General features: G+C 38.8%; 18 protein-coding genes. 9 read left to right on the forward strand and 9 right to left on the reverse strand.

The window, feature by feature from the left end:
* Positions 1 to 114 precede the first annotated feature (114 nt).
* Positions 115 to 1,314, forward strand: a complete 1,200-nt coding sequence (locus L2567_RS12375; protein ID WP_235298094.1) for a GAF domain-containing sensor histidine kinase — start codon at positions 115 to 117, stop codon at positions 1,312 to 1,314.
* Between the two features lie 8 nt (positions 1,315 to 1,322).
* Here the strand turns inward: L2567_RS12375 and L2567_RS12380 are convergent, their stop codons facing one another.
* Together L2567_RS12380 and L2567_RS12385 are read right to left on the reverse strand one after the other, a co-directional pair.
* Positions 1,323 to 4,466: an ATP-dependent helicase gene (locus L2567_RS12380; protein ID WP_235298095.1), complete on the reverse strand. Its 3,144-nt coding sequence runs from the start codon at positions 4,464 to 4,466 to the stop codon at positions 1,323 to 1,325.
* Between the two features lie 54 nt (positions 4,467 to 4,520).
* Positions 4,521 to 4,946: a sulfatase/phosphatase domain-containing protein gene (locus L2567_RS12385; RefSeq protein WP_235298096.1), complete on the reverse strand. Its 426-nt coding sequence runs from the start codon at positions 4,944 to 4,946 to the stop codon at positions 4,521 to 4,523.
* Between the two features lie 300 nt (positions 4,947 to 5,246).
* Between L2567_RS12385 and L2567_RS12390 the strand changes: the two genes are divergently transcribed.
* On the forward strand, positions 5,247 to 5,966 hold the full coding sequence (locus L2567_RS12390) for a hypothetical protein (RefSeq protein WP_235298097.1): 720 nt from the start codon (positions 5,247 to 5,249) through the stop codon (positions 5,964 to 5,966).
* Positions 5,967 to 6,093: 127 nt separating this feature from the next.
* Positions 6,094 to 8,619, forward strand: a complete 2,526-nt coding sequence (locus L2567_RS12395; protein WP_235298098.1) for a CHAT domain-containing protein — start codon at positions 6,094 to 6,096, stop codon at positions 8,617 to 8,619.
* Here the strand turns inward: L2567_RS12395 and L2567_RS12400 are convergent.
* The 5 genes from L2567_RS12400 to L2567_RS12420 form a co-directional block, all read right to left on the reverse strand.
* Positions 8,569 to 9,156 (reverse strand): hypothetical protein, encoded by a 588-nt coding sequence (locus L2567_RS12400; RefSeq protein WP_235298099.1) that lies wholly within the window; start codon positions 9,154 to 9,156, stop codon positions 8,569 to 8,571. The two genes, L2567_RS12395 and L2567_RS12400, sit on opposite strands and share 51 nt — an antisense overlap.
* Positions 9,149 to 9,748, reverse strand: coding sequence for a sigma-70 RNA polymerase sigma factor region 4 domain-containing protein (locus L2567_RS12405; protein WP_235298100.1), 600 nt, complete (start codon positions 9,746 to 9,748; stop codon positions 9,149 to 9,151). Before L2567_RS12405 ends, L2567_RS12400 begins: the two co-directional genes overlap by 8 nt.
* Positions 9,749 to 9,887: 139 nt before the next feature.
* Positions 9,888 to 11,099: a serine hydrolase gene (locus L2567_RS12410; protein ID WP_235298101.1), complete on the reverse strand. Its 1,212-nt coding sequence runs from the start codon at positions 11,097 to 11,099 to the stop codon at positions 9,888 to 9,890.
* A 98-nt stretch (positions 11,100 to 11,197) separates the two neighbouring features.
* Entirely contained in the window at positions 11,198 to 14,536 is a 3,339-nt protein-coding gene (locus L2567_RS12415) for a ThuA domain-containing protein (RefSeq protein WP_235298102.1), read from the reverse strand.
* A gap of 184 nt (positions 14,537 to 14,720) precedes the next feature.
* Positions 14,721 to 15,782: a T9SS type A sorting domain-containing protein gene (locus L2567_RS12420; protein ID WP_235298103.1), complete on the reverse strand. Its 1,062-nt coding sequence runs from the start codon at positions 15,780 to 15,782 to the stop codon at positions 14,721 to 14,723.
* A 176-nt stretch (positions 15,783 to 15,958) separates the two neighbouring features.
* On the opposite strand from L2567_RS12420, the gene L2567_RS12425 reads away from it, so the two are divergent.
* On the forward strand, positions 15,959 to 16,204 hold the full coding sequence (locus tag L2567_RS12425) for a 4a-hydroxytetrahydrobiopterin dehydratase (RefSeq protein WP_235298104.1): 246 nt from the start codon (positions 15,959 to 15,961) through the stop codon (positions 16,202 to 16,204).
* Here L2567_RS12425 and L2567_RS12430 read toward each other — a convergent pair.
* Together L2567_RS12430 and L2567_RS12435 are read right to left on the reverse strand one after the other, a co-directional pair.
* Entirely contained in the window at positions 16,186 to 17,046 is an 861-nt protein-coding gene (locus tag L2567_RS12430; RefSeq protein ID WP_235298105.1) for a hypothetical protein, read from the reverse strand. The two genes, L2567_RS12425 and L2567_RS12430, sit on opposite strands and share 19 nt — an antisense overlap.
* Positions 17,047 to 17,087: 41 nt before the next feature.
* Positions 17,088 to 17,996: a helix-turn-helix domain-containing protein gene (locus L2567_RS12435; protein WP_235298106.1), complete on the reverse strand. Its 909-nt coding sequence runs from the start codon at positions 17,994 to 17,996 to the stop codon at positions 17,088 to 17,090.
* A gap of 175 nt (positions 17,997 to 18,171) precedes the next feature.
* Here L2567_RS12435 and L2567_RS12440 point away from each other — a divergent pair, with 175 nt between their 5' ends.
* The 5 genes from L2567_RS12440 (at position 18,172) to L2567_RS12460 (ending at position 21,788) form a co-directional block, all read left to right on the forward strand.
* The gene (locus L2567_RS12440) at positions 18,172 to 18,375 is read left to right on the forward strand and encodes a hypothetical protein (RefSeq protein WP_235298107.1); all 204 of its coding nucleotides are present in this window, start codon (positions 18,172 to 18,174) and stop codon (positions 18,373 to 18,375) included.
* Complete coding sequence (locus tag L2567_RS12445; RefSeq protein ID WP_235298108.1) at positions 18,341 to 18,757, forward strand: T9SS type A sorting domain-containing protein; 417 nt, start codon at positions 18,341 to 18,343, stop codon at positions 18,755 to 18,757. Before L2567_RS12440 ends, L2567_RS12445 begins: the two co-directional genes overlap by 35 nt.
* A 107-nt stretch (positions 18,758 to 18,864) precedes the next feature.
* Entirely contained in the window at positions 18,865 to 19,611 is a 747-nt protein-coding gene (locus L2567_RS12450) for a geranylgeranylglyceryl/heptaprenylglyceryl phosphate synthase (RefSeq protein ID WP_235298109.1), read from the forward strand.
* Complete coding sequence (rsgA, locus tag L2567_RS12455; RefSeq protein ID WP_235298110.1) at positions 19,608 to 20,573, forward strand: ribosome small subunit-dependent GTPase A; 966 nt, start codon at positions 19,608 to 19,610, stop codon at positions 20,571 to 20,573. Before L2567_RS12450 ends, rsgA begins: the two co-directional genes overlap by 4 nt.
* Before the next feature lie 279 nt (positions 20,574 to 20,852).
* Positions 20,853 to 21,788, forward strand: coding sequence for a DUF3078 domain-containing protein (locus tag L2567_RS12460; protein WP_235298111.1), 936 nt, complete (start codon positions 20,853 to 20,855; stop codon positions 21,786 to 21,788).
* Positions 21,789 to 21,794: the final 6 nt, after the last annotated feature.

Genomic DNA, 21,794 nt, shown 5'->3' on the forward strand with positions numbered 1-21,794 from the left:
TTAGAGACAATAAATATATGCAGCTTTGCGCTAATTCGAACATGGAAAACCAAGTATTGAATGAAATTGAAAAATTAAATTAGTTTTGTGTTTAAATTTCACAATCGAGAGTAGATGAAACCACCGATACCGGAAAACGAGAACGATAGAAATGCTGAACTGAGGACATTCCATATACTGGACAGTTTACCGGAACAGGATTATGACGACATTACCAAACTCGCATCAAAGATATGTGAAACACCAATTTCACTTATTACCCTTATAGATAAAGATCGTCAATGGGTCAAATCAAAGTATGGAGCAGATGTAAATGAAACCCCCAGGCAGGATGCATTCTGCTCTTATACCATTCTTGAGCCCAATCAGCCTCTGATCGTCTCTAATATGCGTGAAGATGCCCGATTTAAAGATAATCCGTTTGTTAAAGGCGAACCCAACATTGATTTTTATGCCGGTGTGCCTCTAGTGACAGACAATGGATATCCCCTGGGCTCGCTCTGTGTGATGGATGTAAAACCACATTCATTATCGTCCGAAAAAGTGGAAGCGCTGAAGATACTTGGACGTCAGGTCATGAACCTTTTAAAATTACATAAAAAGGTTAAGGAGCTTAGCATTTCTAAAATGAGAATGGAAAGAACAGTGGATAATCTTCGAGAGTTCTCAAAAATTGTTGCACATGACATCAAGGCTCCAGTTAGAAACATGCGAATGTTTGCCCAGATCATATTGGAAGATTTCGGTGACGATCTGAATGATGAAATAAAAGAACATGTTAATCATATTATCAAAAGTGCTTATAAGTCACACCAATATATAGATGGCGTATTAAGCTATAGTAAAACGGTGCATTTTCTAAAACATGATGTCGGAAGAGTAGATCTTAATCAACTCATGGAAGATATCGCTTTCCAATTAACTCCTCCTGAAGGAATTAAAATAAATTTCCCTAAGAATCTGCCAGTCATCAATGCTTCCAAGACTGCCCTACAGATAGTGCTCAGCAACTTAATCGGGAATGCTGTGAAATACAATGATAAGGAAGAAGGTAAAATTGATATTGATCTTGAAGTAAAAGATGATTTTGCGACCTTCACAGTGAAGGATAACGGAAGAGGTATTCCTCAATCTGAGTTGGAAAAGATTTTTTCCTTGTTTTACACCGTCACTCCTGACAAAGAAGCTGATTATAGTAGTACAGGTGTAGGACTTTCTATAGTGCAAAAGATTGTGACAGATCTGGGTGGACACATTTCAGTTGAATCCAAAGAAAATGAAGGTTCGACATTTACTTTTACCATTACTTTATAAAAGATCTACTAACGGTCTTCATCTTCGAAGTCTTCTAGTGTACTTCCTAACTTAAAGTTATCTTTCACAAAATTACACCATTTACAATCCTCCTTTTCACAACCGGGTGTAAATTCCTTATTCAAGATTTTGATATAAGAGGATTTTAATTGTTCGCCTACCATTTCTATTTCCCAATCACTTACGTCAAAACGTACTTTTTTAAATTGGTGGTTATACTCTTCCAAGTAATCCATGGTGCCAGATTTCATTGGCTTGGGAAGCTTCGCATCCGCATTTAAAAGTATCTTATAAAACACTATTTGCCTCCAGTAATCTCCTCCCAGGTCTTCGTCACCCACAGGAGGCTTCAACTTATCCCTGGAATTGCCATAACTCCCCGTTTTGTAATCGGTGACTTCCAGATGGTTTTGAAAAATATCCACTCTGTCTAAAACCCCTTTGATAGGTACTCCTTCGTGCGTAGTCAAGTCAATGTTGTATTCAACTTTATAGTGGAGCGGTTTGGTCCACTCAACTTGATACTCCTTGTAATAACCCTCTAAAGTACTTCGTCCGTGAATCAATAGATCCTCATATTCTTTCTTTGTATAGTGTGATCGTGTTCTTTCCAGTCCCTTCTCGAAGAACTTTAATAATTCTTCTATTGCTGGAATTTTTCGATCCGGATCCTCATCAATTTTTATAAAAAATTGCTCCAGTGCATAATGCATGGCTTTACCAAATCCCATATTGGCATTTCTAGCTTGCGGAACTCTAAGAATCCCTTCAAAGTAAAATTCGAGCGGACATCTCAAGTATTTATTCAGATTCGTCACACTAAGACTAAAGCTCTCCAGGATTCTATCTACCAGATCTATAACGATCAGGTCTATTTCATTTTCATGGTATCTCATCAGGTCAGCCTTATACTGTAGCACTTTTTCATTGTCAATGGTCACTTTTTCAAACTCATCCACATGTTGAATTTCAGTCAAAAATTTAGAGGGCTCCAATGCTTTCCCTTCGTCATCAGCCTCCGCAAAACTAATGGATAAATAATCTTTTGCCCTTGTCATTGCCACAAAGAAAAGTCTCCTGTCATCCTGCTCATCGTTCTCTTCCGAGTCGGGTATCCAGTCTTTAGGAAACTTGAACTTAGTCGTGCTCGGACGTTTAGCCTCCCAATTCTTACTCTCAGATTTTATGATATAGACTCTCTCAAATTCTAGTCCCTTAGAACCATGAGCGGTCATAAAATTGACCCCATTTTCATTAGACACAATTTTTTCGAAAGGTAGCCGAATATCATTATCGTGCATGATGTTGATGAACTCCAGAAACTCCGATAAAGTCAAATCTGGTTTTTTAGCACTTTCAAGCTTGAGAAAATCAAAAAAAGTATTGATCAATTGCAGTCGCCATGTTCGATCAGGAGAATTCATTACGGTATCTAAAATATTACCAGATGTCAGTACTTTCTCGAGCAAAACCTGGAGTGTCATGTTTTTAGACATGCCTATCCAAGACTGGAGTAACGCATAGGTTTGTTGTAACTTCTCCTGTTCTTTCAGATGAAGACTTTCTAAAATTTTAGGAGAAGATAACACCGTATCCCAGGACCGATCATCTTCGTCATCGTCGGATCTGCATGAACAATATACCGCCACTTTTCCAATATCTCTGGGCACAAGTCCGAAGTATTCGTAGTGCAATATTTCGAAAAGTAGATGGTTCGCCGTATCCAGAAATTGGCCTTCTTGCTCAACATAACGTAGAATATTCAGAATCCTATGAATTTCAGGCGTATCCAAAACATTCAATTTCCGCTTGATATTCATCGGTACGTTCTTGAGTTCAAGATACTTCGCAATATTCTCAGCGTGTTTATGTCGGGTATAAATGATGGCTATCTCAGATAGATCATAATCATCTTCGCGAAGCTTTAAAATCTCATCAGCGATAAATATTTCTTCTTGAGTATGGTTCTGAAAAACCTGGATGTGTGGTTTAACTTGAATCTCCTGATCGCCCCTACTTTCTGTCAATGTTTTAGAGATCTTTCCATCAAACTCATGAACCAATCGCTTTTCATTTCTGGAGATCAGACGAGTTGCACTATCCAGTATAGCCTGTGATGATCGGTAATTGTTTTCCAGAACAATGATATCCGGATTATACTTCTGCGCAAATTGAGTAATGTTTTCCATGTTAGCTCCTTGAAAGCGGTAAATGGATTGATCATCGTCTCCCACCACAAATAAGTTGGGGTCTTCCCAGTAAGAAGCCAGGAGATCTACCAATTGATTTTGAGCACCATTGGTATCCTGGTATTCATCTACCAAAATGAATTGATAACGTTCCTGGTACTCCAGTAGCAGTTCAGGTTTTTCCTGGAACTTCTCAATCACCCATAGAATCATATCGTTGTAGTCAAATCTTTCTCGAGCTGCGAGTAATTTTTGGTATTTAGGAAATTCCTGAAGACCGGCTATCAGTTTTTGCAAAGGGGCCGTATCTTTACGAATGGCATTTAATTTAGGCTCACCCTTCTTGTAACCCCTACCTGATTTTTTGTAGATATAATCTTCATTCGTTGGATCCTCTATGACTGCAATCTTCTCTTCACAATGACTGATTAATTGATTGATATCCCAACCTTCCTGCTTGATAACTGAAAATAAATCCATCAATGGCTTTCGTTCATAATATTTATTACCCTTGAATCTTTTCAGAGTGTGATCCGGTGGAAATTCATCGATGATCTTTTTGATAATCTCTGTTTGTTCCAATTCTGAGACTGCTTGCAGGTCGTAGTATCCTCCAAAATGCTCAATATTTTCCTGTATGATTTTAGAACAAAAAGCATGAAAGGTGTAAATGGAAACATTGTAAGCTTCAGGACCAATAAACTTAAGCAACCTTTTCCTCATGGCAACAGCTCCGGCATCGGTGAATGTCAATGCCAGAATATTAGATGCCTGCGCATCGGTTTGTTGAAGAATGTGTCCTATTCTTGCTGCCAGTAGTTGTGTCTTTCCAGTTCCAGGTCCGGCAACAACCAGCACAGCGCCATCGGTTTTTTCTACAGCAACCCTTTGCATGGGATTAAGCGAGGCCATGGCTTTCTCAAATTCTTGCTGATAAGCTTGAATATCTTCATCTTTTCTCATGATGCAATGTATAAATAGGGCGTGGATAAACAAAATTACCCGATGTGCCTTATGTTAATTTTTAATCACTGATCTAAGTTCCCGCAACTTTTCTGGTAATACTAGCGAAAGTTCGTTTTCCTCAAAAGGATCTTCGATAACATTATACAATTGAATTTCTTCTCCAGACTTATTGATTGAATCTGGTAAGATTAATTTATAAGGTTGCGCATAAACGATCTGGTAGTTTAAGCTTTCATTGATTTCATTAAAATCGTGCTGATAGATTTCGCCCGTGAAATGCATTCGTTTTTGCCTGATCTCTTCGTCCAGAATATTAATGCCATCTATGGAGTCAGGTACTGGTATGCCGACCAATTCCAGTAATGTCGGAATGATATCAAGACTGCTTGTAAATGTTTCTTCATCCATTTTTGGATCAATCTTTCCTTCCCACTTATACATGATGGGAGTACGCATTCCATCTTCCTTCAGAATCACATTGAATGATTAGCAGGGCAAAAAATAAATAAGGATCGCTCTAAGCATAATAACAAGTTAAAACATACTGAAATACTCTCTCTATTTAACCAATTGAGGATGTTTAATTTAAGTTAATGACTTTATATTGCCAAACTGTTCTGGGCGGTTATGATGACCATATTTTACATTCTCAATATAGATGTTTAGATCAATGGGGTCACTTTTATATGTTTACCATCCTCCTTATGACGGGAAATCATTATTTTAGGTGCGGCATCATCCCTAAGCTGCACTGTTAACCTTTTAAAACAAAACGAAATGACCATCATTGCATTTATCATTGGACTCATCATTGGAATTATTGCTGGATATTTCATAGGAAATAGAAACACAGTGGATGGCACAGAAACATCCACTGATCCAGATTTTGACTACAGCGATCCTGAAATTGAAAACATCAATGAGAATTTATTAGATGAAAAAGGCGAATACCGATTTATTAATAAAATGAACGGAGAGAACTTGAGATACATCAGTTTTATGGATTCTTTGCTTATGGATCTGAATGACGCCAATAAAGACCTTATCAACAACTATTGTAGAAATCAGGAAACAGCACTATCATTGCTCCAGGCCAAACAGATTGCCGAGACAAATACAGGATTTACTTATGCTCAAAGACAACAGTATTTAAGTGAATTCGAAGAAGGGATTAGCCGTAAACATGAAGAATTCTACAAAACTTGCCCACCTTCCAAGGATGAGGATCAACCACGAGATTGGTGGAGTGGTGAAGCAGCATTCATTGTTATGAACCTCGTTCCCTCATTGAAAGTTTCTGTCACCCTTATTGGTCCAAATGGTAATGTTTCACGTGAAGTCAAGTCAAAAGGACCATTGTTTGACATGAATCCAGCACTAGAGGAAATAAATACTCCAGGAATTTATACGATCCATTATAAAATTGATGATCTTGAGTTAAATACAACATTTAACTTTAAGCAAAAATTTTGGGGTAACCAGGCAACTTCTAACTAGCTTCTATCTTTTATTCTTTATCTCAAGTAGTACTGTTCTACTTGCTGGTCAAGACTGCAATACAATAAGACAACGAGCAGAACAGTATATTTATTCAAAGGGTGAGGACCGCAATATTCAAGTTTATTTGCGCAACAGCGGCTGTCTTGAATATCTTGATACTCTGTACGCTCATTGGTCCAGAAGATATGACTTAGCAGTCAAGGAATTTGACTTTCGTGAACAAGAGCAGACTTTGAAAGTCTTAGAAAAGCTACTCGACTTTTCATATACCAATCCTGATGATTCTACCTATCAACAATTAGACTATAAATTAAAACAAGGTGTCTTCAGAAAAAATATTGGCGACCTCACACTGGCTAAAAAAACGCTAGAAGAATTACTGGTTGAAATTGAAAGTCCAGTGGATCGACCTCTAAAAATATTCCAAATCTATTTCTATGCATTGTATATCCTTTCTGACATAGAGAAACTAAAATCTAATTACAACAAAGCTATAGAATACTTAGATCAGGCCATAAGACTAGAAATTCAAAGAGCATTGCAACAAAAATTGCCTCCTCATATCGCAACTCCTCTTGCAAGAAAAGCCGAATTATGGGAATATTTAGAAAATAAAGAAGACGCGCTTAGACTTTACCGAAATTCAAGCGATAATTTTATAGAAACACTAAGAAATCAAACACCAGATTGGGTAGCAAAATACAACTATCACAACATCTCTTATTTACGAAAAGAATTAGACTTTGCCATTCAGCACGGGCTCATGGAAAGATCTGAATATTTAATTGATGTTATACGTCAGCTGCAAGAAGCAGATCATATTCAAAACAACAAAACTTATTTACTGCTTGCTGAATATTTCTTAAAGTCAGAGCAATTGGACTCTTCTGATTATTATTATCAGAAAGCCAAGGAAGGCATATTCTCTATTTCTGCCAACTATGATGAAAAATTAAGGTATCATCTTTCCATAGCGAGTAATCGTTTTTCTCAAGACACATCTGTGATTTTACATGCTATCCAACAGGCAGAGACTTATTCTGACTCCATACGAAATACAAGTCCGATTTGGTCAAGAGATATGATTTTAGTTACAAAGATAAAAGTGGCCTATCTGAAAAGCATCGGCAAGGACAATGAGGTTCTAAATACAGTAGCCAAATTGGTTAGCGAGCTGAAAGGTAGACTTTCAGACGCTATCATTCTTAAAGACCACATCAATTTTGTCCAAGAATTCTATCCAATCCTTGAGCTGGGCCTTGAAGTAGTTAAAGACAACAAGTACCAAAATGATGACTTAACCTTCCAGATCTTAGAATGTACCAAAGCATTAAGCCTTTATAAAGCTTCCGCCTTTTCACGTCAAAATCTAGCCCAAAATAATGAAGAGGAAGTTCAACGATACAAATATCTTACCGCACTAAGAAGCCAGTATAGATTAGAGATCGCAGAAGGAAAAGAGACGATCATCAATCAAAATCGTTTGTTTGAACTAAACAATCAGATTGAAAAACTGCACCAGAACATTACTTCCTTGCGAAACGATATCAATCTCGATGTCTTTGAATACCAAAGCATTCTTGAAGCACATGAACATATACAATGTTTCGCAGGATCCAGAAATTATTATTTCAACCTTATCAATAAGCACAGAACAAAGTTGATCTCTCTTCCCACATCTGAAGTTGAGAAAAAAGCCAAAACATTGATCAATGACATTGACAATTATAATAGCACTAAGTATAAATCATCCTCGCAGCAACTTTTGATATTATTGAACCCGGTTTTACAAGAGCTTAGGAGGAAGAACATACTAATTTCTTCGGATGGCATTTTAAATCTGGTGCCACTTGATGCTTTACAAAACAATGATGAAATTCCTTTACTGGAAACCTTTGCTTTCTCCAGAGTTCCTTCTGCAAAAATCTACCATTATCTAAAAAGCCATACCACGCCAAAAGAAATCAGACCTGTCATTTTTCGACCTTCTGAAGATCCTAGCGAGCTACCACTCGATTATGCAGAACAAGAGTGTGAAGCAGTCAGCGACCTTCTGGAAAGCCTTTATTTCGCAAATGGCGATGCTACAAAAGATCAATTCATTGCCAATAGTAGTCATTACAATCTGTTGCATTTAGCAACACATGCCCGTGGCATCAATGAAGATCCAAGCTTATCTTATATCCGATTCACGAATGGCAAACTTAGTTTTGACGAAATTGAATCGCTGATATTAGACGCAGAGCTGGTATACCTTTCTGCTTGCGAAACCAATACAGGACAAAACTACACCGGAGAAGGTATCCTCAGTCTTTCCCGAAACTTCCTTGCTTCCGGAGCAAATGCTGTCGTATCCAGTCTTTGGTCCATACCAGATCAATCAACCTCGGAAATCACTGTTAACTTTTATCGTTATCTAAAAAAAGGTGAAAGCAAGTCAGAGTCGCTCAGAAAAGCAAAATTGGATTTTATTGATGCTCATCCCATTGAAGGAAAGCATCCTTATTATTGGGCTGGATTGATCATTACAGGTAACGATAGACCTTTATATATGGACCATAATTGGCTGTATTGGATAGCCGGCATTGCGGTCTTACTTTTAATTCTTTTGCTGCTCAAGAAAGTCTTCAATCCATCGCACCCGGTCTGACTTGATATGATCTGAAGGAAACTCCGGCAGATATAGCGATACACTATCATAAACTCCTCTCTTTAGAAACATTTCCGCGATCCAAAGGTCTTTCTCATTCTCTGGCAGATCAGCAATGTTTTCAATATCCAGCTTATGGTCCTGAATATCACCTCCCTTCCTGAATTCTGATAATATGCTTGCCAATTCATTAGCACCACCTCTCGTTCCCGGCCACATCGGCTCCCGATATTCCATCGCATAGATCGAAGGCGTCTCGTCTATCATTGACCAAACAAGAATAGTACCTAAAAAAATTAAAAGAAACGCCGCAATACCCAACCAAATCCACTGCCGACTCATCCCCCCTTTTTGCTGCTCCAATACTTCTCTCATCTCCATTTCTAGTAATCCTTTCGAGATTTTTTGTGCCAACAGCGCCTTTTGATATTGATCTTTTAAAATGGCATCTTTCTTCATATCGTTCTGAAACTTTACCTTATCTGATTCAGATAGTTCATCATCCAGATAGGCTTGTATTCTGTCGACCTTATCCATGATTCTTCAGTATTTTTTCCAGATGGGGATGTTCATTCACCAACTGCAGCAATTCTTGAAAACACTTATATTTCTTTTTTCTTGCCATCATATCACTTTTATAACCTAACAATTCAGCAATCTCTTTCATACTGTAGTTGCTCGCCCAATAGGTCAGTACCTCACGACAATTTCTACCCAAGCGAGATAAAACCAGATTGATCAACGACTGTTGTTCTTTATCTATGATCAATTCGAGTGCATGATCCTCTGATTCAGGGGTCTCCATTACATCATCTAAAGGATCATGGTTTAAGCCTTTTGAGATCTGCTTTCTATATGCCCTTTTGCCAATGACAACAATGTAGTTGAAAAGGTCAGAGTTCAATTCAAACTCTTTTCTTCGAATAACAGAATGGGCAAATGCAATGATTGAATCAGTATAAATCGCATTAAAAACAGACTTGGGCCAACCCTCATTTCTAATCATCTTTTTAAAACTATTGCGAAGCTTTGGATTTTTATAAAGCATAATAATCACCTCGTCTCGTCCTTCCTTTCCTGACCTGATTAGATCCAGTAATGCGTTGGCTTCATTGAGGCTCTTATTCATTAAGAGTGGTTTAGTGTTGCTTTTATGACCTTTAAAATAGGAAAAGTTTAAAAATGTAGTTTTTCTTGTGTTCGCTAATTGTCAGGAGGGTATAAAACCAGGACCTATGGTGTTTGACAATCGTAGTTGGAAATTTCTTTTATTGAGACACCCTACGGCTTAATTCATACTGGTAAAAAACATCTCCAAGTCTATCTAAAAATGGCAGTCCGATTTTATCATATTCATAAATCCCGTCGTTATAAATCCCATTTTCATTGACATGCAACGTAGCCGCCAGAAAAAATTCCACATCATTTTTTGCATCTACTATATAAGCACAATCCGTCAGGTAACCGTAGGCAAAACCCACTTTGTTATAAATTTTAATATGATCTGGAATATCTTCTTTGGTATTGCCGAACATAAAAAATTTCACATAACCATCATAGTAGTAAGGCTCTGACCTACCTCCTGAAACTTCAACTTGCGTATCGTATATAGGTGCCTCAGAATCTCCCGGATACATGGACATGCTTTTATATAGTAAGTCATAATCTTCTTCCCTCAGATTAAATCGTCCATCCTTAGTCATTACTGATATCAAACTTTGCTGAAGGTCCCTAAGTGACACAAAATTTTTCTCACTAAAGTCAAATGGCTGATTGATCAAGATACCTTCGCTATTGATATACCCTTTCCCTTTCAAGGTGTTATCTAAAGGCTCGAAGTCTTGTCGCTCCATATATTTGGCAGGCTGTTCATAAACCAATTCTTCATCCCTATAAAATCTAAAAGGATTGGTATGCCGGTTTTCTTCGGGAGAAAATCCCGAAACGCCTACTCTGTGGATAATTCTGGAATTGGTAAAAATGCCCTTACTTCGAAGATCCTGATTGATTTCTTGTGGTCCCACAAATTCAAAGAGTCGATTATAGGCATCATTATCGCTCACTACGAATAATTTATGTATGTAATGGCCAATACTCGCTGCATTGTCGAAAGCTGATGAGTCTGCTACTACAGGGGTCTGCGGGGGACTTCTGGGCGCATCAATTTGAAGTGCTGTATGATAGTTTACATCATAACCTTGCTGGTAGAGTTCGTTTAATTTTTCCAATGCAAGGAAAGCCACTGGCATTTTAACGGTGGATGCCGGATAGAAATATTGATCTTCATCTATCCTATATTCATAGGGTTTTAGGTCAATGGATCCGTCTGCAGCCCGATCTATTTGCACATATCGAATTTGCAACTCATACTTCTCAGCTTGGTCAAACACATGATTCAAGATGGAATCCTCACCAATGTCAAGAAAGGACAATTGACCAAGTCTGTGCTCCTTTTCACAGGAAAATACTCCTAATAGCATTACTATTCCACATAATAGTAGAACTATTACGTTTAAGGTTCTTATTAATTTTAGCCTCAACTTGATCACTTTATTACTTCATTGGATAATCCGTTCCATTATTTTTCAAACTTTAGATGAGAAAGTACCATCGCCGGTTTTGCTGGATCCTTGCTTACAAACTTGACATAAAGATCGTGTATGCCATCAATATTTTCAACATTCATGGTATTCTCCGACGGTCTTAAACTTCTGATGGCTTCCGGTTCAGCACTTCCTATCGCTTCATTATCGATATCATCTAAAATCAATTCTAGCGTACCCCCAGCCATGTAATCTGGATTTACCGTGGCATAGCTGGTCACCTGCTTGATTTGATTAAAATCAATGTTGCGATACATGATATACGAATTGTGATTTCCAATGAGGATGCTTGTTTTCTCCTCTATCCCTGGTATGGTTCCGGGTTCCAGATCCATTTTCATGGCATCTTTAATTTCATCATAATCAATGGCAAGAAGTTCTGAACTCCGCAACATCTTCGTTTCTGTAGTAGAAATCGGTGCGACCTTAGGTGTTCCCTTATCGACATAGGTTGCATTCATAATAAACACACCACCTGGTTCCTTGTTGGATGGAACTTCAGGAATCACCTGACCTTCAGGAGGCAGCACATCCTCGTCCATTTTCTCTTCTAAATCCAAAATATATTCCACCATGATGGCTACCTCGTTTCCTGACAACTGTGGATGGGCAGCCATGGCTTGATCTCCCCAAACTCCTCCTCCACCTTTGATGATTCGCTCAGATAGGTAGGCCATAGCATCATCCTGTTCGCGATACTTATTGGCAATTTCAATAAAAGTCGGCCCAACTGATTGGTCTCCCTTTTTATGACAAGTGTAGCAATCAGAATTTTTCATGGCTTTCATTCCGGGATGGGATGCCACCTGACTCATATGACCCAGGGCAATTTCATTCCGATCAAAACCAGTCTCCAGATAATCAAAACTAACCGCTACTGCTGAAGGATCGATTCCATTTCCAATGCTACCATCCTCAGTGTCATTGACTCTTACTACATAATTTATGGGCTCCTGACCGAAGTAAAAACTACTATTTCCTTCGATCTCAATAGCCACTTCAGGTTTATCATTACCAACCATCATTTGGACTTCGTGGAAATCCATACCTCCATCATCATCGCTGGCCTCAAGCCTCACGACATAGATCCCAGGATTCTCGAAGGTGTATTTCAGGATCGGGCCTGAGCCGACCTTCTTATTATTGATTTTCCAGGTATATTCTATCTCATCTCCATCGAAGTCAATGGTGCTGCTTGCGTCGAATTCAGCTACCATTGGCGCAGCCCCAATCGTCTTCTCAAATTTCACCTCAGGAACTGGAGGCCGATTGCCGCCACTAAACTTTATTTCTACCAGTCTTGCATCTACATTCTTTGAAAACCACGCTGTTCCATACTCCAGCATATAGATGCGACCATCATCATCCACAACTATATCAGTAGGGTTAGAAAACTTGTGATTGGGCAAGAATCTTTCCATGGAAACATAGTTGCCCTCATCATCCATGGTTACCGCCATAAACCAACCTCTCATCCAGTCGTATATAAACAATTTGCCGTCGTAATATCTGGGAAGCTTGTGATCAGATGCAGGATAATCATCATAGTGGTAGACAAAGCCAGCCATTGCATTTCGTCCACCTGTTCCTACCAAAGGAAAAACCTCTGATTCTCCATACGGGTAATAGATGAAGGCATTGTTAGCAGGTGGCAGTACCAACTTACCATCATTGTTGGGAGAACGATTGACAGGCATCATTGGATTGTATTCGTCACCGGATAGATCTTTTTCAAAGTCATATTGGTGGTAGGCTTTGTTGTCAGCGACAAACAATGGCCATCCAAAATATCCCGCTTTTCGGGCCTGGTTGACCTCATCATGACCTTTGGGACCTCTGCGCTCTCTGTCTTCACCGGCATCAGGACCAACATCTCCCCAATACAGAAAGTCCGTTTTGGGATCGACAAAAAATCTGTAGGGATTTCGACAACCCATCACATATATTTCTGCCTTTGTGCTGTCAGATGCTGGAAACAAATTGCCCTCAGGGATGGTATAGGTACCGTCATCCTGAGGTGTAATCCGAAGAATGCCGCCTCTCAGGTCATTGGTATTAGAGGAAGATCTTCGTGCGTCAAATGGTTGACGTCCTAACCTACCATCGATGGGTGCATAGCCAGATGACTCGTGAGGATTCGTGTCATCGCCCACTCCTATTAGCAAATTACCCTTACTGTCAAACTCCAAAGCACCTCCTGAATGGCAACATTCCTCCCTTTGTACCGGAATCTTGATTATAATCTGCTCTGTCTCGAGATTGAGTTTACCCTCTTCGAATTTAAAGCGAGAAACATGTTGGACAGCTTCTTCAATGTTAGGGCTGTAAAAGAGATAGACCCACGCATTTTGTTCAAATTTAGGATCCAGTGCAATTCCAAGTAAACCATCTTCGAATTCTGTGTGAACATTGATCTCATTGATGGTCTTGGTAATCCTATCTTCCTTGCTGTAATATTTGATGTCTCCTTTTCTTTGAATGAAAATAATATCATCATTGGGCAGGACCACCAGCTCCATCGGTTCGTTGAGATTCTGCTCATAAACCACTTTTTGAAACCTATTTAATGAGGGTGCGACGCCATCAGCGGTGTAATCAGGTCCATCACCCATGACTGATTGAATACCACCGAGTAAATGCTTGAGAAAGTTTTCCTCCATAAAGGTTTCTTCGGTATGCCCCAAGCCTGTATAGAACATATGGTCTCTGGTCCAGGCAATGGGGTGGCTATCTCCATTGGTTCCGCCCTCATAACTGGATTCATCCAGATTCAGCAACACTTTCATATCCGGATGTAAATTCTTGTAATTATACCATTCATCGTCTCTGTTCCAGGTTTCAGGTAAGTGTTGACACGAAGGATGCCCAGCATCGACCACCTGAATATCTGCGTTGCGAACATTGGGGTTGTTAGGGTGCCCATTGAAATAACCTCCGATCAATTCACCGTACCATGGCCAATCATATTCTGTATCTGCTGCTGCATGTATGCCCACAAAACCTCCACCTGCCTGATAGAATCGTTTGAATTCGTATTGCTGCTCCTCGTTTAAAATATCTTGAGTTGTGTTTAGAAATACAATGACATCGTAACGAATCAAACTGTCTTCTGTCATGATAGCGGCATCTTCTGAGTGGTCTACCTTAAAACCATTCTCTGCGCCTAATTTTTTGATGGCATCCACTCCAGCTTCGATGCTTTCATGTCGAAATCCTTCTGTTTTAGAAAACACCAGAATAGTGGGATCTGATTTTTGCTCTGAACAAGAAATCGTCAGAATCAATGCTGCAAATGCAGCGATTAAATACTTCATTGATTAAAATCTAAATTTTTCCATTAAAGAGAGAGTGAATATAATTAAAAGCCACTAAAACACTCTATAGCAGTATGTTTTGTTTGAATATAAGGTGGTGTAAATGGAACTTGTATACTTCTCATTTATCGAGCGTGCAGAGTGATCAAAAAGATTCTTTTACTCATTGTTCAAACTTAAAATCTTACAGCTTAATAAAATAATTGATATATGTCCAATCTTTGTGCTTGACCGATACCAGGTAGTGTCCAGATTGCCAATTTCCGATTTCCATGTGAAAATCAACCTGACCTTCGGGCCAATAATCGTCTAATATCAATCGATAGCTCATATCGTAGATCTGAATTCTCTTTGGTCCTTTGGATGTCGAATTGTTGAGGCTCAGGAAATCACTGGCAGGGTTAGGGTAAATGACGACTGCATCCGGAGTTCCAGTACCCTGGATTTCTATACTCTTTATGACTGAAAAGGTGATCGTCCCATCTAGATCCACTTGCTTCAGCCGATAATAATTAACTCCGGGTATGGTCTGAAGATCTGAAAACTGATAAACTGAGCCCTGTGGCCCTCTACTCTTTACAAAACCTAGATCAATCCAGGTCTGACCATCAGGGCTTCTTTGTATATAAAAGCCTTCATTATTGATTTCTGAAGCAGTTTCCCAATGTATTTCTGCATAATATCCCTCTCTTGTCAGTTTGAAAGATGACCAAGTTACAGGTACCACCTGAGAAAATTCTAAATCATTGATACCGCCCTGTGGCCCCTGCAAATAATCAGTATGGAAACCTAGTGATCCACCAAAACCAGTTGCGCTAATGATGGAAACTGCTTGAGGTGAAGACGGAAAATTGAAATAGGGTTCACTGCCTGTCATGGGAAGTGACAATACAATCGTTCTAGAATTGTCATTGACGGTTTCTGAGATTAAACTGAACCTTCCTTCCAGTGCTGTACCTTCATTGTGATTGCCCAAGTGTCGTTCCGTAACCACCGTTTCACCATTTAATTTTTCCATGATAATGGCATAGGTCCCGGCCATATTGCTTCCCCCAAAACCGTATGCAAACCAGGATTGATCAGGTCCAGTTAGTGTCAACACTACTTCATCCTTTTCCGTGTCTACAAATACATCAACAGCTAATGTACCATTGTCACTGACCCATGCATGACTTGCACTTAAGTTTTGACCTGACACTCCCAAGGAGAAATAAAATAGGAAACCTAATAGCACTAATTTTTTCATACGACCATTGACTTAAACAGAAAGAGGGAAAGGCACTACCATCTTGAACATTAAGCGCTATATAGTAAAAACGCTGAACTGAATGGGAAAATAGGCTGCTCACTGTCGGTCCTAGCACTTATAAGGAAGGTCGATAGAACAAAATGTCCACTGAATGTCTTGTAAAAACAAAAACTATGTGGAAAGAAAATAACAATAAGTTAGAGGCCAGTTTAGAATTTAAAGATTTCAAGCAGGCTTTTGCTTTTATGACAGAGGTCGCTCTGCATGTAGAATCCATGAACCACCATCCTGAGTGGGATAATGTTTACAATAAAGTGAATATCACCCTGACTACACACGATGAAGGAAATACCGTTACTGAAAAAGACAGAAAACTTTCTAAGAAGATAGAAGAAGCTTATCAAAAGTACAGCTCATAAAAATATATTGCTGCAACCAGATCTTCCAGTGCGTGTCCAACGGATTTGAACAAGGTCAAACCGTGGTTAGTGGGTGTGGCACTTCCTTTACATAAGTCAAATAGTGTTCCCATGATCTCCTCTTTCTTTAAAATGTCTTTTTGGATCGGAATGGCTAGATCTCCAGTCTCTTTAAGAGCAGACCAATCGTCTATGTAGACTGCACACTTCACTACAGCATCATCGTCTACTTCCCGCATAGAAGGCTTGAAGGAACCCACAAGGTCAAGATGGGTCTTTTGATTCAACCATACTCCTTTTAATATAGGATCCTCGGCGAGTGTGGCACAAGACACTATATCTGAATGGTATACTGCTTCCTTCAAATCAAATTCTCCATCCAATGAACGGCTCCAAATCATAGAGGTTTCAATGCCATAGAAGGAACGATAAGTTTGAATTAAGTGATGGCCTATGACCCCACTGCCCATGACCAGATGCTGCCTGGGATTACTGCAAAAAAAACTACTGGCAAGAAGAGAGGTCGCAGCAGTTCTAATGGCAGTGAGTGCACCGGCGTCTATTTCAGCGAGGTGAATGCCATTTTTAATATCGAATAAATCAAACTTGCCCTGAATGGTATGCAGGTCCGTTTCTTTATTTCCGGGACAGGCAATAATTTGCTTTAAACCAAAATACTTATGGTTCCAGGCGGGCATGATCAGAGAAGTATTTTCCTGGGGCAAATCAAAATGTAATCGTTGCGGAATCTGATAATCATCGCTTGCAAATGCAGACTTCAAACGGGCGACCAGGTCCGTATAATTCAATTTCTCATATAATTGATCTGCTGTAATTTTCACTCGTAGCTTCTAATATTTACAATAACGCCTTTCCTCAGTGATTACAGTCGAACCACTTTATACAGTGATTTCTTGTAATCTGAAGGGCTCTTACCTGTGATTTTCTTGAATGACTTTGTAAAATGCGAAAAATTATTGAAGCCGCTAGAGAAACACACCTCTGCTACAGACAATTGATCTTCCGCCAACAATTTCGAGGCATGCACAATTCTGTAATTCATTAGGAATTCAGAAAATGTTTTTCCTGCCATTTTCTTAAAATATCGGCTAAAGGAGGGAACAGTCATGGCCACTGTTTCCGCTACATCCTCTACATAAATCTTTTCCTCGAAGTGCCCCCTTATGTAATCATAGATGATGTCCATCCGATCATTATCCTGGGGGTTCATCACCATGGTAACAGAATCATTGGCATTCAGTACATGATACTCATCGGACAGTGCGAGATTTTGTAGAATCCTCAAGAGTTGGAGTAATTGGTCAAACTTAATCTTCACCCAATTGAAATCTTTAAGCAATATTCCCACCTCATGTTTTGTCTTACCGTAAAATGAAATACCAGACTTACTTAATTCCAACAGCGCTCTAATTTCTTGCATTTCGACATTATCAAAAAAATCTGCACCGAGAAAGTCCATACGAAATTGAACAACAATTTCTGACTCGTCTCCCGTGAGCCTATCTGTAAATCCTACATGAGGCAGATTAGGACCAATCATGATCAGATCTCCATCATTAAAGTAAGATAGGTGATTACCAATGTGTCTTTTACCAGATCCACTTTCTAAGTAGACCAGCTCTATTTCCGGATGATAGTGCCAAAAGGGTTGAGAATTAGGTTTTCTTTCTTCAAAGAGTTTATAGGTCCAAGAATTACCAAAATTGGGCTCCACCTTCTCTAGTATGGGTGAATGATAATCTTGCTGAACTTTGTTCGTGTGTTTTTTCATAACGTCCAAATTATATACTGTGCATTATATTTACAATGTTCTTTTATTATACTTAATAATAGTAAGATATTAATATTTTGATAAAATACCACACATATATGCTAAAAATAGCAAAGACTTAGGCCTTTATTGCCCTTATATTTGTATCAGATATTTAATCATTAAAATTATAATCATGAAAAGTATTATTAAAAGTTTAATCGTTTTATTGGTGGTGTTTAGTGCATCAAATGATTCATTTGCAAGCATTTATCCGACCATCAAATTAGTAGAAAAGAAAACATTGGCCGTCAATCTTAATGATTGGGCAAATACCAATGTTAATATTACCATCAAAGATACCTATGGTAATATCTTACATATGGACAAAATTCAATAGTAAAGATCTGGAAGGGAGAAAATACAATCTAAAGTATCTTCCGAACGGAACTTACAATATGGTCATCGAAAGTGACACTAAAAAGGCCATTCACAAACTAGTGGTGACTAACCAGTCCATTTCTATTTCAAAAGACAAAAATGGGGTGGTTTTTAAACCTACCATTAAGAAAACTGAGAATGGAATTGACTTGAATCAATTAGCTCTAGGTAGGGCAGTAGAAGTTACCATCAGTGATAGTAATGGCGTTTTCTTTACTCAGAATTATAAGGGCATTACCAGTATTAACAGAAGGTTTGATATTTCTAAACTACCAGCTGGTATTTATACTGTAGCCGTTTCTGGTGAAAATCAATACGATACCTATTCTTTCGTGAAATAAGACCAATTGGTCTTAATTGCGCAAGAGACATATCCATACAGTTTATTTTTCTAGTGAAAAGGTCTGCATCGTTTGATGCGGGCCTTTTTTCTTATATTTGCTCTTTTATGATTTATAACAATCTTGTAGAGGCGAAATCGAAGGGACTTAAGAAATTAGCGGTCCTCATTGATCCGGATAAGTTAAGGATCACATCTATGGAGCATATTGTGAAAAATGCCATGGATCATAACATTGATTATTTTTTCATAGGTGGAAGTCTGATTGTAAATGATCAACTGGATGCTGTCTTAGCTCGACTTAAAAAAGAGTGCGATATTCCTCTTATATTATTTCCCGGCAATTCCATGCAGCTGAGCTACAAAGCAGATGCGATTTTATTTTTATCCCTGATTTCCGGAAGAAATCCCGAGCTGCTTATAGGCACACATGTGATTTCAGCTCCATATCTAAAGCTTAGCCCTCTTGAGATCATCTCCACAGGATATATGAATATTGATGGCGGAGTAAGCACAACTGTGAGTTATATGAGCAACACTAACCCTATTCCAAAGGATAAAGTGGACATCGCCGTTTGCACAGCAATTGCAGGCGAAATGCTGGGCATGAAAACGATTTACCTGGACGCTGGTTCAGGGGCAAAATATCCAGTTTCCAAGGACATGATCGAGTCTGTTCGTGGTTCTGTCGAGATTCCCATTATTACAGGGGGAGGGATCCGGAATCCGGAAAAAGCCTTTGAAAATGTTTCAGCTGGTGCAGATGTCGTTGTCATAGGAAATGCTATAGAGCAAGATCCGGGTCTGGTTGCTGAAATGGCAGCTGCTGTTCATTCTAAAAATATAAAGGTTTGACAAAAGGGACCCTGGAAGGTGTCGTCTATCGTTCCACAGGCAGTTGGTACGATGTAAAAACGGAACTAGGCGAAAGGGTTCAATGCAGAATTGTCGGTAAGTTTCGATTGGGAGACCTTAAGATTACCAATCCTGTTGCGGTAGGCGATGAAGTCCTGATCACTCTTGAACAAGGTGATGATGAAGGCAAGGGTAATATTATTGAGATAAAAGATCGTGAAAATTACGTGCTTCGTCAAAGTCCCAGAAAAAAGCATCAGCTGCATCTGATTGCCAGCAACGTCGACCAGGCCATTTGTGTGATGACCATCAGCCAACCCAAACTTAAACAAGGCTTTATTGATCGCTATTTAATGATGATGGAACCTTATAACATTCCGACTATTCTCGTTTTCAATAAGAAGGATATCTATACTGAAGGAGATTTAAATGTCTATGAATATTTGAAGGAAATCTATGAAGATATCGGATATCAATGTTTCCTTGTCTCCGCTGAAAAAAATGATGGTATAGATGAATTACGTGACAGTCTGAAAGACAAAACAACACTTATAGGAGGTCAGTCAGGTGTAGGAAAATCTACATTAATTAATGCCTTAGATCCGGATCTTGATTTACGAACTGAGGAAATATCAGACTATACGGGTAAGGGGCAGCACACTACTACTTTTGCTGAAATGTTTGAGTTGTCCAATGGTGCGCGAATTATTGATACTCCCGGAATTAAAACGCTTGCATTTTCTCATTTTGAGCCGTTAGATGTTGCGCACAATTTTAAAGAAATTTTTGAGGTTTCTGAAGGATGTAAATTTTCAAACTGCATGCATCTCAATGAGCCTAAGTGTGCAGTTAAAGAGGCCGTTCAGTCCGGTGAAATAAGTGAGCTCAGATATTTCAATTATCTCAAAATAGTAGAAGAAATAGAGGAGCAAAATTACTGGGAGCGACATTCAGACATGTAATTTAAAACTTCACACTATATTTGCACCATGCCTTTTGTATCCAGAAAAAAATATAAAAGTAGGAGGGAAAAAAGTCAGTCTTCTACTAGAATCATCAAGATCGTAATTGCTACTATACTGGTTCTAGCATTGGTTTTGGTTATCATGAACTGGACCTATCTAAGAGATTATGTCATTACCTCTTTTTATTGAAGTTAATTAACAAAATTTCATTTTTTATATTGGCCGAATCCATTATTTTAAGCCATCTATTACCATTACAAAGTTAAACACAAAGCAATGAAACATTTATTTACAATGACATTACTAGCAACTTTTCTCCTTTTTAATGCCCAACTTTCTGCGCAAACAGAGGAGGAAGTTGCAGAAATGATTGTTGAAAAGGAAGCCAAGGAAGCAGAAGCAGCCATTAAAAAGGCGGAATTAGACGCCATTAATGCTGAAATAGCCAGCCTAAAAGCGAAAATTGATAAAACCATTAAGTGGAGATTTGGCTCCGGAGGCATTTTGGGCGTCGATCTGAATAACTTCAACAATTGGGCACCTAAGCCTGATTTGAATTCAGCGGCTCAATCTATCTCATTTACCTACAGTGGTTTTGCCAATTTAATTGAAGATAAATACTTCTGGAGGAATAACGGCGGAGTGAATCTTGGCTGGTTGCGATACGATGAAGATACCAATGTTAATGAAGGTGATGAAGATGATTTCAAACAAGTGGCAGATGTGTTCAATGTTCAGTCCTTATTTGGATATAAGCTCACTAAGAATCTGGCAGCTTCTGCTCTAGGAGAATATAGAACCACGCTGCTTAGCAATTTTAACAATCCTGGATTCCTAGATTTAGGTGTTGGATTTACCTATACTCCGATACCTGAATTCGTTTTGGTCGTTCATCCACTGAATTATAATTTCATTTTTGCTGAAAATGATACGGACTTCACCTCATCACTTGGAGCAAAAATAGTGGCAGACTACAATAAAAACTTATGGGAGTTGGTCACATGGAGGTCCAACTTGTCTGCTTTCTATAGTTATCAGGGCACGGAATTGTCCAATTATACATGGATTAATGGATTAAATTTCACCGCATTTAAAAATGTAGGCGTAGGTGTTGAATTTGGATTGAGATGGAATCCACAAGAGACTACAGCTCGGGAATTAAACAATACCTTCCAATCTTACTACCAGGTAGGTCTGTCCTACTCCTTATAAAATATA

Source organism: Portibacter marinus (assembly GCF_021533195.1).
Classification (GTDB): Bacteria; Bacteroidota; Bacteroidia; order Chitinophagales; family Saprospiraceae; genus Portibacter; species Portibacter marinus.